Here is a 15,711-nt window from a genome sequence, read left to right on the forward strand (position 1 = left end):
TTCTTTTCGAGGCTGCTGTTGATTTGCTGTTTAAAGGTTTGACTGGTCGTTGATCGGGTGATCGTTGCTGTGGCAGGCGTTGCTCTGGCGGGGAAAAGAACAGCTTGTGCGGCGGGGGACATTCTTTGACTTCGCTCGCACTCCAGGCCTCCGGGGGGCATTTGCTTCATGTCATTCCTGTCCGGCTTCGCCGGCCATTCCCTTCTTTACTTCCGCAAATACCCCCCATCGGCCCTGCGTCACTCGAATCTTCCACCGTCGCCACGCCAGGCCCTGTGGTACTCGAACCTTCCGCCTGCGTTTCACCAAGGCCGCGTCACTTGCACCCCGCCGCAGACGCTTCAACCCTGCGGCACTCGTGTCTTCTACCTACGCCTCGCCACGGTCTGCACCACTCAAACCTTCCATCTTCGGCTCCAGAATCCACCTGCGCCTCGACGATCCGCAGGTCTGTCTCCGCCCCATCCGATCAAGCACTGCATCGCTCTCCCGTCGCGGCCTCGGGTCCCACACCTCATTGGGCCGTACCGCTGCCCGCTTGCACGAGCGGCGGCCGGAGAGGCGCTTTGCGCTTCAAAGGCGTGGCGCGGCAACTATGCCCAACTTCCGGGGGTCACACGAGCCCGGAATTGCAACAAGTCCTCGCCGGACACCGTCCAATCGCGGGGGACAGGACTTCACACCCGCCCAGCGACACGAAGTAGGCAAGCCAACATTCCCCCCTCAAGGCTCTTTTAACCTCAGCCTGCCGTGGTGGTCGAGAGAGGAACAGTCTGGGTACAGATGGGATCAAGGCTTAGGAACGGTGCATCACCGTCCACCACCCGATACGGCCCAGTTGCCGACTTGCGGCTGAAGCACATGACAGCGCCGGGTCGATGGGGGCCGGCACTGCCGGGTCGCAGAAGCGGGATTGGGGCTGCTTGGCGGAGAGGCAGGCGCGCGCTTGGCAGGGGCGTGTCGGCTCGTGGGGATCAATGGAACTGCGCGCAGACGAAAAAAGGCCTTGCCGGTCAGGCAAGGCCTTCAATCGCTGATGGCAGAGGCCAGGCGTCGGGAGGGGCGTGCCGCTCCCGGGCCGGGCCCGGTCGGGATCAGTCCGCCTGCTTGCGCAGGAAGGCCGGGATCTCGATTTCGTCCATGCCGTTGGACGAGAGAGCTTCCACCTTGGCAGCCGCAGTGCGGCCATGACGCCAGACGCTCGGCACGTTCATGCTGCCGAAGTCCTGCGCCGTCATGGTGGCTGCCGGCATGGAAGCGCCCGTGCCCGTGCTCGCCGATGCAGAACCCGGCATGACCACCGGCTGCGTCAGCACCGGCATGTTGTCCGTGCCCGTGCGCAGCGTCGTGGTCTGCTGGACCACTTGCAGCGGCTGCTGGGCACGGCCGCGCTGGCACAGGCCGGTGGCGATGACCGTCACGCGCAGCTGGTCGCCCAGGCTTTCGTCGTAGGCCGTGCCGTAGATGATGTGTGCATCTTCGGCGGCGTAACGCTTGATGGTCGTCATCGCGTTGCGGCTTTCGGCCAGCTTGAAGTTGGCGCGGCTCGCAGCAATCAGCACCAGCACCCCACGAGCGCCGGAGAGGTCGATGCCTTCCAGCAGCGGGCAGGCCACCGCCAGCTCCGCTGCCTTGGTGGCGCGGTCCGGGCCGGCAGCGACTGCCGTGCCCATCATCGCCTTGCCCGGCTCGCTCATGACAGTCTTGACGTCTTCAAAGTCGACGTTCACCAGACCCGGCATGTGAATGATGTCGGAGATACCGCCGACCGCGTTCTTCAGCACATCGTTGGCATGCGCAAACGCCTGGTCCTGCGTGACGTCGTCACCCAGCACCTCCAGCAGCTTGTCGTTCAGCACCACGATCAGCGAATCCACATTCGCTTCAAGTTCGGCCAGGCCCAGGTCCGCCGCCTTCGAACGGCGCGAACCTTCAAATTCGAAAGGCTTGGTGACCACGCCCACCGTCAAGATGCCCATGTCACGGGCAACGCGGGCAATGACCGGTGCAGCACCGGTGCCAGTGCCGCCACCCATGCCAGCCGTGATGAACAGCATGTGGGCGCCTGCGATCGATTCGCGGATGCGGGCTTCGGCTTCCTCAGCCGCGCTGCGGCCCACTTCCGGCTTGGCACCAGCACCCAGACCGGTATGGCCCAGTTGCAGGAGCTGATCTGCCTTGGAACGGTTCAGGGCCTGGGCGTCCGTGTTCGCAACGACGAATTCCACACCTTGCACACCCTGCGCAATCATGTGTTCCACCGCGTTACCGCCGCCGCCGCCGACACCGATCACCTTGATCTGCGTGCCTTGATCAAACTCTTCGATCATCTCGATGGCCATATCAAACCTCCTGTCCATATTGTGCAACTACCATCAGCGAAAATGAAGTGGCTTGGCCACATTTTTGACACTCGTTCCGGGGCCAAATCCCGACGACTGATCCGGAACAAGTCAGGAAAAACTAGAAATTCCCAAGGAACCAGTCCTTGGCGCGTCCAAACAAGGTCTTGACCGAGCCGGCCTGCTGCGCCGCCTTGAAACCCCGCGTCCGCGACAGGCGGGCCTCTTCCAGCAAACCCATGACCGTCGCCGACCGCGGGTTGGCCACCATGTCAAACAAGGCGCCGCTATAGGTGGGGTTTCCCCGCCTCACCGGTTTCAGGAAAATGTCTTCCGCCAGTTCCACCATTCCCGGCATCACCGACGAACCACCCGACAGCACAATGCCGGACGACAGCAGTTCCTCATAGCCGGATTCCCGGATGACCTGGTGAACCAGCGAGAAGATTTCCTCAACCCGCGGTTCAATCACGCCGGCCAAAGCCTGCTTCGAGAGCATTCGGGGGGCCCGGTCACCCAAACCAGGGACTTCCACCTGATCTGCCGGATCCGCCAGCAATTGCTTGGCCACACCGTGCTCGACCTTGATTTCCTCCGCATCCTTGGTCGGCGTGCGAAGCGCCATGGCGATATCGCTGGTAATCAGGTCACCGGCAATCGGAATCACCGCGGTATGGCGGATGGATCCGCCCGTGAAAATCGCCACATCGGTGGTGCCGGCGCCGATGTCCACCAGCGCCACACCCAGGTCGCGCTCGTCTGAAGTTAGTGCTGCCAAACTGGAAGCGCTCGGATTCAGCACGAGCTGCTCCACCTCCAGGCCACAGCGGCGCACACACTTGACGATGTTCTCAGCCGCGCTCTGGGCCCCGGTCACGATATGGACCTTGACCTCCAGACGCCCGCCGCTCATGCCAATGGGTTCTTTCACCTCATGGCCGTCAATGACAAATTCCTGGGGCTCCACCAACAACAGGCGCTGATCATTCGGGATATTGATGGCCTTGGCAGTTTCCACCACCCTCGCCACATCCACCGGCGTGACTTCCTTGTCCCGCACGATCACCATGCCGGTCGAGTTCTGGCCGCGAATATGGCTGCCGGTAATCCCCGTGAAAACCCTCGAAATCCGGCAGTCGGCCATCATTTCGGCTTCTTTCAGCGCCTGCTGAATCGACTGCACCGTGGCATCAATATTGACCACCACCCCACGCTTGAGTCCGTGGCTCGGCGCAACCCCCAGACCGGCAATGCGCAATTCCCCATTGCCCATCACCTCGGCCACCACCGCCATGATCTTGGCGGTGCCGATGTCCAAACCAACGACCAAATCCTTGTATTCCTTGGCCATGCCAGTCCTCAATTCTTCTTGGTAGCGCCCTTGGGCGCATTGGAAACGGTGGTCACCCCAGCCAGCCGTACCGCGTAACCCTGCTCATGGCGCAGGTCCGCGGAAATCATCGATGTCTGATAGCGCGCCGTGATTCGGGGGATGCTGTCCATGAATTGGGAATATCGCGCCACCACGTCCGCTTCCGTGCCGCGACCCAGTTCCACCACCCCACCCTTGTCCAGCGTCACTTTCCAGGAACCCCGGCCCGACAAATCCAGCCGGTCCACGCCTTCATTCAGCCTGGCCCGGCTGATCGGGTCCAGTTGCTTCCACATGGCGAGCATCGCGGCCGAGGTTTTGGCCGGGCCCGACAGGGTGGGCAGATCCTCGTCTTCCACATCCCCGAGGTTGGCTTCGAAGACCTCGCCGAAGGTGTTGACCAGACGGGTGTCCACCACCGCGTCACTGTCGGCGTCCGCGTTGTCGGCCTTGGTCTCCCAGTACGCCGCCGGCCGGTGCTCTTCCAGATGGACCAGCAGCCGCCGCGGCCAGACCCGCTGCACCGTCGCCCGCCGCACCCAGGGCACCGACTCGAACGCCTGCCGCGCGGTCTGCAGATTCATGGTGACGAAGTTGCCGCGCAGCCGGGGCAGTGCATTCGCCCTCAGCGACGCGGTGCTGTTGCGGGTGACATCGCCCTCCACCGTGATGGCGCCCACCGCAAAAAACGGCTGCTGCACCAGCCACTGCAGGGCCAGGCCGACGGCGCCCAGCGTCACCGCCACAAACAGCAACGCCGCGACGCCGTTCATCACACGGATGTCCGGCGGCACGGGTGGCGGGGTGTGGGTGAAGGTGGCGCCCATGATGGAAGGTTGTTCGCGTCCTGAGTCCTCAGACGGCCGGTGTCAGCGACTCGGGCTGGTCCAGCGTCGCCTGGGACAGCAACCACAGGCACAGCTGCTCGTAGGCGATGCCGATGGCGGCCGCCGCCTTGGGCACCAGCGAATGCGAAGTCATGCCGGGGGAGGTGTTCATCTCCAGCAGGAAGGCCTTGCCGTCGCTCTTGCGCAGCATCAGGTCGGCACGGCCCCAGCCGCGGCAGCCCAGTGAGCGGTAGGCCTTCAGCACCAGCGCCTGGATGTCGGCCTGTTGCTGCGCGGGAAGCTGGCCGATCAGATACTGCGTGGTGTCGGTGAAGTACTTGTTCTGATAGTCGTAGTTGCCCTGCTCGGCACGGATCTCGATCACCGGCAACGCCTGCGCGCTGTCGCCTTCGCCCAGCACGGCGCAGGTCAGTTCCTGACCTTCGATGAATTCTTCGCACAGCACTTCGCGGTCGTACTTCGCCGCCAGTGCCACCGCCGCCTGCATGTCCGAGTAGCCCATCACCTTGCTGGCGCCCATCGACGAGCCCTCATGCGGCGGCTTGACGAACAGCGGCAGGCCCAACTCGTCCGGAACGGTGATCACACGTTCGCGTGCCAGCTCCGAGGACTTGAGCGACACCCAGCGCGGCGTCGGCAGGCCTTCCGCCACCCACACCCGCTTGGTGGTGATCTTGTCCATCGCAATGGCCGAGGCCATCACGCCCGAGCCGGTGTACGGAATGCGCAGCAGTTCCAGCGCGCCCTGCACCGTGCCGTCTTCACCATGACGACCATGCAGCGCGATGAAGGCGCGATCAAACCCTTCGTCCTTCAGCGCCAGCAGCGAACGCTGCGCCGGGTCGAAGGCGTGTGCATCCACACCGCGAGCGCGCAGCGCTTCCAGCACGCCGGCGCCGGACATCAGCGAGACCTCGCGCTCCGCCGATTCGCCCCCGAACAGCACGGCCACCTTGCCGAGCGCCTTTACATCGATGTTGAGGTCCAGTGTCATGGCCGGCCCTTCCCTTGCGTCATCAGTTCCACGGTGCGGGCCGGCACGGCGGCAATCGAACCCGCGCCCATCACGATCAAGACATCCCCGGCGCGCGCCTGCGCGGCGAGCGCCTGTGGCAGTTGCTGCCAGTCGCCTACATAAGCGGCCGGGCAGCCGTGCCCGTTGACCGCCTGCGCCAGACTTTCTCCGCTGATGCCGGGCAGCGGCGCCTCGCTGGCCGCATAGATGTCGGTCAGCAGGACCGCATCGGCCTGCGCCATCACCTCGGCAAAGTCATCGAAGCAGTCGCGGGTGCGGGTGTAGCGATGCGGCTGGAAGGCCAGCACCAGGCGGCGTCCGGGGTAGGCGCCCCGTGCGGCCTGCAGCACCGCGTTCATCTCGACCGGATGATGACCATAGTCGTCGATCACCAGCGCTGTGCCGCCGTCGACCGGCTGCTCGCCATACGACTGGAAGCGGCGGCCCACGCCACCAAAACTCGCCAGGCCCTGCAGCACCGCCTCGTCCGGCACGCCCAGCTCCATCGCCATGGCGATCACCGCCAGCGCATTGAGCACGTTGTGCCGGCCGGCCAGGCGCAACTGCACCGGCAGCGGCGGCAGGTCCTGTCCCTCACCGGGACGCTGGCCTTGACGCTTGCGGCGCAGCGCGGTGAAGCGCATCTGGCCGCCGGCATCCGCCTGGATGTCGATGGCGCGCACGTCATGGCCGGCCTCCAGGCCGTAGAGAATCACCGGGCGGGACAGCATCGGCAGGATGCTGCGGATGCCGTCATCATCACCGCACAGCACCGCCGCGCCCCAGAAGGGCATGCGGTGCAGGAAGTCGACAAACGCCTGACGCAGACGGGCCATGTCATGCCCGTAGGTGTCCATGTGGTCCGCGTCGATGTTGGTGACGATGGCCAGTTGCGGCAGCAGATGGAGGAAGGACGCGTCCGACTCATCCGCTTCCACAACCATGTGAGGGCCACGGCCCAGCGCCGCATTGGCGCCGCTGGCCAGCAGTTGTCCGCCGATGGCATACCCCGGCTCCAGGCCGGCCTGCAGCAGGACGGTGGTGAGCAGCGATGTGGTCGTGGTCTTGCCATGGGTGCCGGCCACGGCAATTCCCATGCGCGGACGCATCAGTTCGGCCAACATCTGGGCGCGCAGCAGCACGGGGATGTGCTGCTGATGCGCCGCCATCAGCTCGGGGTTGTCCGCCTTGATGGCGCTGGACTTGACCAGCACCTGCGCGGCACCGACGTGGTCCGCCGCATGACCGATCTGAACGGTGACGCCGAGCGAGCGCAGGCGACGGGTCGTGTCGCTCTCACCCTGGTCGGAGCCGCTGACCTGATAGCCCTGCGCCACCAGCAACTCGGCAATGCCGCTCATGCCAGCGCCGCCGATGCCGGTGAAGTGGATGCGTTGCAGCGCGTGTTTCATGCGCGGCCCTCCCGCTTCACCACCAGGGCTTCGATTTCGTCGGCCACCCGGGCCGCCGCGCGCGGCCGCGCCAGACTGCGAGCCTTGCTGGCCAGACGCAGCCAGTGCTCGCGCGGAGCTTGCAGCAATTCATGCAGCTTTTGCGCCGTCAGCTCCGGCTGCGGCAGATGCACGCCGGCTTCATGCTGCGCCATGTAGGCGGCGTTGTCGCGCTGATGCGAGGTGGTGCTCACCACCAGCGGCACCAGGATGCTGGCCACGCCAGCGGCGCACAGTTCGGAGACAGTGACGGCACCGGCACGGCAGATCACCACGTCTGCCTGCGCGAGACGCTCGGCCATGTCGTGGATGAAGGGCACCACCTCCGCCTGCACACCGGCCTTGGCATAAGCCGCCTGCACCAGCGGGAAGTTGGCTTCGCCGGTCTGATGGGTCACCCGCGGACGCTCGGCTTCCGGCCACAAGGCCAGGGCCTGCGGCAGCACATCGTTGATGGCGCGGGCGCCCAGGGACCCTCCGACCACCAGCACCCGCAAGGGGCCGCTGCGTCCGGCAAAGCGCAGCTCCGGTGCCGGCAGGTCTTCGATATCGGCGCGCACCGGGTTGCCGGTGACCACGCTCTTGCGCTGCTGCGCCGCAGCCAGACCGTCAAAGCCGAAGGCAATCTTGCGGGCCACTGGTGCCAGCGCCTTGTTGGACAGCAGCAGCGCCGCATCCGCATTGACCAGCAGCAGCGGACGACGCATCAGCCAGGCCATCAGGCCACCGGGCAGGCAGACATAGCCGCCCATGCCCAGCACCGCATCCGCACGGCGTTCGCCCAGCACGTGCGCGCTCTGTGCGAGCGCACGGAACAGACGGCCGATACCCAGCACCGCATGGCGCAACCCCTTGCCGCGCAGTCCGGCAAAAGCCAGCCGGTCGATTGGCAGGCCGGACGGCGGCACGAGCTTGTTCTCCATGCCCGCTTCGGTGCCCAGCCAGGACACGGTCCATCCGCGACGCTGCATTTCCGCGGCCACGGCGAGACCGGGGATCACATGGCCCCCGGTGCCCGCAGCCATCACCACGAGGTGGCGCGTGCTCATGCCCGCCCTCCCCGCATCAACTGCCGGTTCTCAATATCAATACGCAAAACGATCGCCAATGCCACACAGTTCAAAACAGTTGCGGAGCCGCCGTAACTCATCAGCGGCAGGGTCAGGCCCTTGGTCGGCAGCGCACCCAGGTTCACGCCCATGTTGATGAAGGCCTGTCCGCCCATCCAGATGCCGATGCCCTGGGCATACAGCCCGGCAAACACCCGGTCCAGCGCCACCGCCTGACGGCCGATGTGGAACAGCCGGCGGGACAGCCAGAAGAAGGCGAAGATCACCAGCGCCACGCCGATGAAGCCCAGTTCCTCGCCGATGACGGCGAGCAGGAAGTCGGTGTGGGCCTCGGGCAGGTAATGCAGCTTCTCCAGGCTGGAACCCAGGCCCTGACCAAAGAATTCGCCGCGGCCGAAGGCGATCAGCGAATGCGTCAGCTGGTAGGCCTTGCCCTGCGCATACTTCTCGTCCCACGGATTCAGGTAGGCAAAGATCCGCTCGCGGCGGAAATCGCTGAAGGTGATCATCAGCACGAACGCGCCGATCAGCACCGCCACGCTGAGGAAGAACATTCGTCCATTCACGCCGCCCAGGAACAGGATGCCCATGGCGATGGCCGCGATCACCATGAAGGCGCCCATGTCCGGTTCGGCCAGCAGCAGCACACCCACGAAGGCCAGCGCACAGGCCATCGGCCAGACCGCCTGGAAGAAGTTCTCCTTCACCTCCATCTTGCGGACCATGTAGTTGGCCGCATACATGGCGATGCCGAGCTTGGCCAGCTCGGACGGCTGGAAGTTCATCACGCCCAGCGGCAGCCAGCGGCGAGCGCCGTTCACACCCTTGCCCACATGCGGAATCAGCACGATGACCAGCAGCACCAGGGCCACCACGAAGATCTTGGGCGCATGCCGCTCCCAGACATTCACCGGCACCATCACCGTCAGCCAGCCGCCCAGCAGACCCAGCACCATGAAGAAGCTTTGACGCACGAAGAAGTGCATCGGCGAATACTTCGCAAAGCGGGGGCTGTCCGGCAGTGCGATGGAGGCGGAATACACCATCAGCAGGCCCAGGCTCATCAGGCACAGCACAACGAACACCAGCGTCAGGTCGAAACCCAGGATGCGGGTGGGCTGGCCGGCGGAGGTGGAGACCCAGTCCCGCACCGGCACGTCCATGCCGCCCGCGCCTGCGCCCGCACCGGCGGTGCCGCGCTGGCGACGGGCCATCAGGCCGCGCATGCGGTCGCCCAGGGTGCTGAGGGTGCTGGCCACGGCGTTCATCCGATCAACCCCTGGTCCTGGGCCAGCTCATGCACCGTCTGGATGAACACTTCCGCGCGGTGGGCATAGTTGCGGAACATGTCAAGGCTTGCACAAGCGGGACTCAGCAGCACGCTGTCGCCCGCATGCGCCTGCGCCAGCGCCCAGCGGGTGGCCGCTTCCAGCGACTCATGACGCTGCATCGGCACGCCGGTGTCGGCCAGCGCCGCTTCAATCTGCGCGGCGTCACGGCCGATCAGCGCCACGGCACGAGTATGAACGGCAATCGGCGTGGCCAGCGGCGAGAAGTCCTGGCCCTTGCCGTCGCCGCCGAGAATCATCACCAGCTGCGCTGGAGCGCGGTCCACGCCCAGCCCGAGGATGGCAGCGACGGTGGCACCGACGTTGGTGCCCTTGCTGTCGTCGTAGAAGTCCACGCCCTGGATGGAGGTGACGAATTCGACCCGATGCGGTTCACCGCGATATTCACGCAGCCCGTGCAGCATCGGCGCCAGCGGGCAATCGATGCTGCTGGCCAATGCGAGGGCCGCCAGGGCATTGGCGGCGTTGTGACGGCCGCGCACCCGCAGCGCGTCAGCCGGCATCAGGCGCTGCAGGGAGATCGGTTCTTCTTCCTCGCCCTTGCGGCGCTTGACGCCCTCTTCCAGTTCGCGCGCACGCACCAGCCAGGCCATGCCGTTTTCGACGACGAGGCCGAAGTCGCCGGGGCGGCGCGGGGCATCCAGGCCGAAGCGGACGACGTGGCGCTCCACCAGCTTGCTGGGGCGGCCACGGCCCTGCTTGACCTGCACCGGCGCAGGCACCAGCGCTTCGACCTCGGGGTCGTCGCGGTTGATGACCATCACGGCCTGCTCGCCAAAGATGCGGCCCTTGGCACGGGCATAAGACGGCATGTCGCCGTGCCAGTCCAGGTGGTCCTGGGTAATGTTGAGCACCGCGGCGGCCGACGGTTCGAAGCCCACGACACCGTCGAGCTGGAAGCTGGACAGCTCCAGCACCCAGACCTGCGGCAGGACGTCGAAGTCCGGGGCACGCGGGGGTGGCGGCTTGATGGGCAGCGGCGCTTCGTCGAGAAGTTCCGCGACGGTGTCGAGGACGTTGCGAGTGTCCGGCTCGGCGGCGGCGGGCGTCTCAACGCTTGCAGCCGAAGCATTGGCACTCTGAGCAAGCGCATCGGCGGGCGGAGCAGGCTCCGCCGCTGTGGCGTCAATGTCGGCATCCGCAGCATCGTCCGGCTGCACGGGTGCAGGCACAGCGACGGAGGCACGAGACGCCGCGTCGCTGCTCAGGGCGGCGCTTTGGAGATCGGCGGCGCCGGGCGTTTCGCTGGTGGGTGTATTTGCAGCACCAACGCTGGTTGCACTCGGCGCTTCTGTCGCCACAGCCGTGTCCGAGGACGGCGCGACTTCACCGACGGGGGCCTGTTCCAATGGGTCGATCGACTCGGCGGAATCGCCAGACGGCGTTGCTGCCGGAGCCGACGACGCGGCCTCGGCGGCGCGATCAGCTCCGGAATCAGTCACGGGTTCAGTGGCCGCCTCAGCGCTCGCCAATGCCTCGCTGGCGTCACCTGGCTCTGCATCCGCCGACGGCTGCTGCGGCTGGGGCTCACGGTCCAGCGCGTCCGCCAGCGTGCCCAGCAGCGTCGGTCCGATGTTGCCGGCCATCGCCACACGCCGTCCGGCGCGCTCCGCCAGCAAGGCGGTCATGCTTGTGGTGGTCGTCTTGCCGTTGGTCCCGGTAATGGCCAACACGCCCGGCGCATAGCGATACAACTGCTTCAGTTCCGCCAGGGCCTGCGCAAACAGATCCAGCTCGCCCTGCACCCGAAGGCCCAGCGCAGCCGCGCCTTCATACACCGGCTTCAGGCGTTCATCCAGCGGCGACAGGCCCGGGCTCTTGAACACCAGAGCCTGCGCATCCAGCAGCCCGCTGACCGTCTCGGCCGACAGCGCGCCGTGAATGAAATCCGCCTGCGGCAGCCGCTCGCGCAGCGTGACAAGTTGCGGCGGTTGCTCGCGGCTGTCCCACACGGTGACGCGCGCACCCAGACGCGCCGCCCAGGCGGCCATCGCCAGGCCGGAGTCACCCAGGCCCAGCACCAAAGCCGTCCTGTCCTGGAAGAGCGCGGGGAAGTCCATGGTGGCGTTCTGTCGCTCAGCGCAGTTTCAGGCTGGCCAGGCCGACGAGGCACAGCAGCATGGTGATGATCCAGAACCGGACGACCACCTGGGTCTCTTTCCAGCCCGACTTCTCGAAGTGGTGGTGCAGCGGCGCCATCTTGAAGATGCGCCGACCCTCGCCGTACTTCCGCTTGGTGTACTTGAACCAGGTCACCTGCAGCATCACCGACAGCACTTCGGCGACGAACACGCCGCCCATGATGCCCAGCACGATTTCCTGACGGGTGATCACCGCCAGCGTGCCCAGGCCGCCGCCCAGCGCCAGCGCGCCGACGTCGCCCATGAAGACCTGCGCGGGATGGGTGTTGAACCACAGGAAGGCCAGGCCCGCACCGGCCAGCGCTGCGCAGAAGATCAGCAGCTCACCGGCGCCCGGGATGTAGGGGAACAGCAGGTAGCGGCTGTAGACCGACGAGCCGGTCACGTAGGCAAACACGCCCAGCGCCGAGCCCACCATCACCACCGGCATGATGGCCAGACCATCCAGGCCATCGGTGAAGTTCACCGCATTGCTGGTGCCGACGATGACGAGGTAGGACAGGCCGATGAAACCGAAGACGCCCAGCGGATAGCTGATCGACTTGAAGAACGGCAGCATCAGGTCGGCCTTGGGCGGCAGCTCGGTGGAGAAGCCGCTGGAGACCCAGCGGAAGAACAGCTCCACCACGCTGTAGAAACTGGTTTCCGACACGCTGAAGGCCAGGTAGATGGCGGCGATCAGGCCGATGATCGACTGCCAGAAGAATTTCTCCCGGCTGCGCATGCCCTCGGGGTCCTTGTTGACCACCTTGCGGTAGTCGTCCACCCAGCCGATGGCACCAAATCCCATGGTGACCAGCATCACCACCCAGACAAAGCGGTTGGACCAGTCGAACCACAGCAGCGTCGACACGCCGATGCCGATCAGGATCAGCACGCCGCCCATGGTGGGGGTGCCGCTCTTGGAGAGGTGCTGCTGCACGCCGTATTCGCGGATGGGCTGGCCGATCTTCAGTTCCGTCAGGCGACGGATGACCCACGGGCCGAAGGCCAGACCGATCAGCAGCGCCGTCAGCGCCGCCATCACCGCACGGAAGGTGATGTAGTTGAAAACGCGCAGGAAACCCATTTCAGGGAAAAAGGTCTGCAGCCATTGGGCCAGACTAAGCAGCATGGGTTTCTCCTCGACCGCCGGACTGCAGGGCGGCCACGATCTGTTCCATCTTCATGAAGCGCGAGCCCTTGACCAGAATGTTCTGGACCTGGGGGGCTTCGCCCAGCGCCTGGATCAGCTGATCCACGGTGTCGAAGGCGCGAGCACCGGCGCCATAGGCGGCGGCGGCATCCTTGGCGGCGGCACCGGCCGTCCACAACGCGGCCAGGCCTTGGTCGGCCGCATGGGCGCCCACCTCGCGGTGGAAGGCCGGCCCCTGTTCGCCGACTTCACCCATGTCGCCCAGCACCAGCCAGGAAGTGCCCGGCAGTTCGGCCAGCACGTCGATGGCGGCCCGCACGCTGTCCGGGTTGGCGTTGTAGCTGTCGTCGATGAGGGTGATGCGGCGGCCCTGCCAGACGGCCGTCTGCAAGGCGGAACGGCCCTTGACCGGCTGGAAGCGCTCCAGCCCTTCGCGAATGGCCGACAGCGGCGCACCGGCCGCCAGCGTGCAGGCCGCGGCAGCCAGCGCGTTGCGCAGGTTGTGCTGGCCGGCCATGGCCAGCGCTACCGGCACGTCGCCAGCGGGGGTGTGGATGTCCAGGGCCCAGTGGCCGGCGTGTGAGGGACGGCCCACCGTCTCGGCCGGGGCCGCGGCTGCGTCCACCGCACCGCCCGCATCCAACTCCGACGGCGGCACCCACTGCGCCCGGCCCATCACATCGGCCTGCCCCTGCAGGGCGAAGGTCAGCATGCCGCGGCCGGCCGCCAGCGCATGCCACACCGGCGCGCACGGATCTTCGGCCGGGAACACCGCCACACCGGCAGGACCGAGCGCGCGGATCACTTCACCGTTCTCACGCGCCACCGCCTCGATGGTGTGCATGAACTCCTGATGCTCACGCTGCGCGTTGTTGACGAGCGCGACCGTCGGCTGCGCCATTGCAGCCAGCGGCGCAATCTCGCCCGGATGGTTCATGCCCAGTTCCACCACTGCGGCGCGATGCCACACGGTGTCGTCCTGACGCAGCCGCAGCAGCGTCAGCGGCACGCCGATCTCGTTGTTGAAGTTGCCTTCGGTGGCCAGCATGCCGGAGCCGCCCAGCCAGGCTCGCAGGATGGACGCAATCATCTGCGTCACCGTCGTCTTGCCATTGCTGCCGGTGACGGCAATCACCGGCAGATGCTTGCCGGCACGCCAGGCTTGCGACAGCAGGCCCAGCGCCTGCTTCGCATCCGGCACCAGCAGGCCGGGCAGGCCGCACTCCGCCAGACCGCGCTCGGCGATGGCGGCTACTGCGCCCGCAGCGCGTGCCTGCGGCAGAAACTCATGCGCGTCGAAACGCTCGCCGCGCAGGGCGACAAACAGGTCGCCCTCGCGCAGCTGACGGGTGTCGGTGCTCACCCGATGGATCGGGGTGGCGGCGTCGCCCAGCAGTTGCACCTGCGGCAGCAGCGGCTGCAGCAGGGCATGGGCCTGGCCGAGGGTCATCACAGGCCGGCCCTTTCGATCAGCGCCGCGCGGGCCGCCTGCACATCGGAGAACGGACGGCGTTCGCCGCGGATCTCCTGATAGTCCTCGTGGCCCTTGCCGGCGATCAGCACCACATCACGGGCACCGGCTTCCCGCACGGCCGTCGCGATGGCTTCGGCGCGGTCGGCCAGCACCAGACGGGCGGACTGGGCCGGCAGCCCGGCTTCGATGTCGGCCAGGATGCGGGCGGGGTCTTCGTCGCGCGGGTTGTCGCTGGTCAGCACCACATGTGGCGCCAGTCGTGCGGCGATGGCGCCCATCAGCGGACGCTTGCCGGGGTCACGGTTGCCACCGCAGCCAAACACCACCCGCAGCTCACCGCCACGCGCAGCGGCCAGCGGTTGCAGCGCCTGCAGGGCTTTTTCCAGCGCGTCAGGCGTGTGGGCGTAATCGACCACCAGCTGCGGCAGCTCGCGGCCATTGCCGACGCGCTGCATGCGGCCCGGCACCGGCGTGACCTGGGCGGCCACGCGGGCGATGTCGTCCAGCGCATGGCCGAGCGCACGCAGGCCGGCCATCACACCGAGCAGATTGGAGACGTTGTAGTCGCCGATCAGGCCGGTCTGCACCGGCACCGATTGCGCGCCTTCCCGCAGGGTGAAGGCCAGGCCCTGCGCTTCGTGGCGAAGGTCTTCTGCCCACAGGCGAGCGTCGCTGCGGTTCAGGCCGTAGGTCCACACGTCCAGGCCCGGAGCGGACGCGTCGAGCGCCGAGGAAGCCGACAGTTCAGCCGCCAGTTCGGCGCCCTTGGCATCGTCCAGATTGAGCACCGCCGCCCGCAGGCCCGGCCAGCTGAACAGACGCCGCTTGGCCGCCCAGTAGGCGTCCATGCTGCCGTGATAGTCCAGATGGTCCAGGGTGAAGTTGGTGAACAGCGCGACCTGGATGCGGGTGCCCGTCAGCCGATGTTCCTCGATGCCGATGGACGACGCCTCAATGGCGCAGGCGCCAAAGCCGTCATCCCGCATGCGGCGGAACGCTTCCTGCAGGCGCACCGGATCGGGCGTCGTCAGACCGGTGGCTTCGATCGAGCCGTGGGTGGACGCCCCCGGCACCGGCGGCTGGCCCACGCCCAGCGTGCCCACCACGCCGCAGCGCGAGCCCAGCAGGGTCAGCGCCTGCGCGATCCACCAGGCGCTGGAGGTCTTGCCATTGGTGCCGGTGACGGCCAGCACCTGCAGCTCGCTGCTGGGTTCGCCGTAGAAGGCGGAGGCAATCTGGCCGCAGCGCGCCTTCAGGTCCGGCAGGGACGCAATGCGCGCGTCGACAAAACCATACTCGGCCACGCCCTGGTCCTCGACCAGGCAGGTCGCGGCGCCGGCCGCCAGCGCGCCGGCCACGAACTGGCGCGCGTCCTTGGCATACCCGGGCCAGGCGATGAAGGCGTCACCCGCACCGACCAATCGGCTGTCGGTGCGCAGCTGGCCGCTCGGAGTCCATTCCTGCAGCCAGCGGGCGGCTGCTTCGGGGGATTTCAGATGCATCAACATGAGGCT

11 protein-coding genes are annotated in these 15,711 nt (G+C 66.6%); all 11 read right to left on the reverse strand.

Annotated features, from left to right (window positions below):
• Positions 1-1,094: 1,094 nt before the first annotated feature.
• The 11 genes from ftsZ to FHS28_RS22650 all read right to left on the reverse strand — a co-directional run bounded on the left by ftsZ (position 1,095) and on the right by FHS28_RS22650 (position 15,705).
• Positions 1,095-2,342 (reverse strand): cell division protein FtsZ, encoded by a 1,248-nt coding sequence (gene ftsZ / locus FHS28_RS22600; protein ID WP_088454095.1) that lies wholly within the window; start codon positions 2,340-2,342, stop codon positions 1,095-1,097.
• Between the two features lie 121 nt (positions 2,343-2,463).
• Positions 2,464-3,693: a cell division protein FtsA gene (ftsA, locus tag FHS28_RS22605; protein ID WP_088454096.1), complete on the reverse strand. Its 1,230-nt coding sequence runs from the start codon at positions 3,691-3,693 to the stop codon at positions 2,464-2,466.
• An 8-nt stretch (positions 3,694-3,701) separates the two neighbouring features.
• Positions 3,702-4,541: a cell division protein FtsQ/DivIB gene (locus tag FHS28_RS22610; protein WP_088454097.1), complete on the reverse strand. Its 840-nt coding sequence runs from the start codon at positions 4,539-4,541 to the stop codon at positions 3,702-3,704.
• A gap of 28 nt (positions 4,542-4,569) precedes the next feature.
• Complete coding sequence (locus FHS28_RS22615) at positions 4,570-5,556, reverse strand: D-alanine--D-alanine ligase (protein ID WP_088454098.1); 987 nt, start codon at positions 5,554-5,556, stop codon at positions 4,570-4,572.
• Positions 5,553-6,989 (reverse strand): UDP-N-acetylmuramate--L-alanine ligase, encoded by a 1,437-nt coding sequence (gene murC / locus FHS28_RS22620; protein ID WP_088454099.1) that lies wholly within the window; start codon positions 6,987-6,989, stop codon positions 5,553-5,555. Before murC ends, FHS28_RS22615 begins: the two co-directional genes overlap by 4 nt.
• Entirely contained in the window at positions 6,986-8,077 is a 1,092-nt protein-coding gene (gene murG, locus FHS28_RS22625) for an undecaprenyldiphospho-muramoylpentapeptide beta-N-acetylglucosaminyltransferase (RefSeq protein ID WP_088454100.1), read from the reverse strand. Before murG ends, murC begins: the two co-directional genes overlap by 4 nt.
• Positions 8,074-9,366, reverse strand: a complete 1,293-nt coding sequence (ftsW, locus tag FHS28_RS22630; RefSeq protein ID WP_088454101.1) for a putative lipid II flippase FtsW — start codon at positions 9,364-9,366, stop codon at positions 8,074-8,076. Before ftsW ends, murG begins: the two co-directional genes overlap by 4 nt.
• Complete coding sequence (murD, locus tag FHS28_RS22635; protein WP_088454102.1) at positions 9,363-11,507, reverse strand: UDP-N-acetylmuramoyl-L-alanine--D-glutamate ligase; 2,145 nt, start codon at positions 11,505-11,507, stop codon at positions 9,363-9,365. Before murD ends, ftsW begins: the two co-directional genes overlap by 4 nt.
• Positions 11,508-11,523: 16 nt before the next feature.
• Positions 11,524-12,702: a phospho-N-acetylmuramoyl-pentapeptide-transferase gene (gene mraY, locus FHS28_RS22640; RefSeq protein ID WP_088454103.1), complete on the reverse strand. Its 1,179-nt coding sequence runs from the start codon at positions 12,700-12,702 to the stop codon at positions 11,524-11,526.
• On the reverse strand, positions 12,692-14,173 hold the full coding sequence (locus FHS28_RS22645) for a UDP-N-acetylmuramoyl-tripeptide--D-alanyl-D-alanine ligase (protein ID WP_088454104.1): 1,482 nt from the start codon (positions 14,171-14,173) through the stop codon (positions 12,692-12,694). Before FHS28_RS22645 ends, mraY begins: the two co-directional genes overlap by 11 nt.
• A complete protein-coding gene (locus tag FHS28_RS22650; RefSeq protein ID WP_088454105.1) occupies positions 14,173-15,705 on the reverse strand; it encodes a UDP-N-acetylmuramoyl-L-alanyl-D-glutamate--2,6-diaminopimelate ligase in 1,533 nt (510 codons plus the stop codon). The genes FHS28_RS22645 and FHS28_RS22650 overlap by 1 nt, the downstream gene beginning before the upstream one ends.
• Between the last annotated feature and the right edge of the window lie 6 nt (positions 15,706-15,711).

Source organism: Roseateles terrae (assembly GCF_014192155.1).
GTDB classification, from domain to species: Bacteria; Pseudomonadota; Gammaproteobacteria; order Burkholderiales; family Burkholderiaceae_C; genus Roseateles; species Roseateles terrae.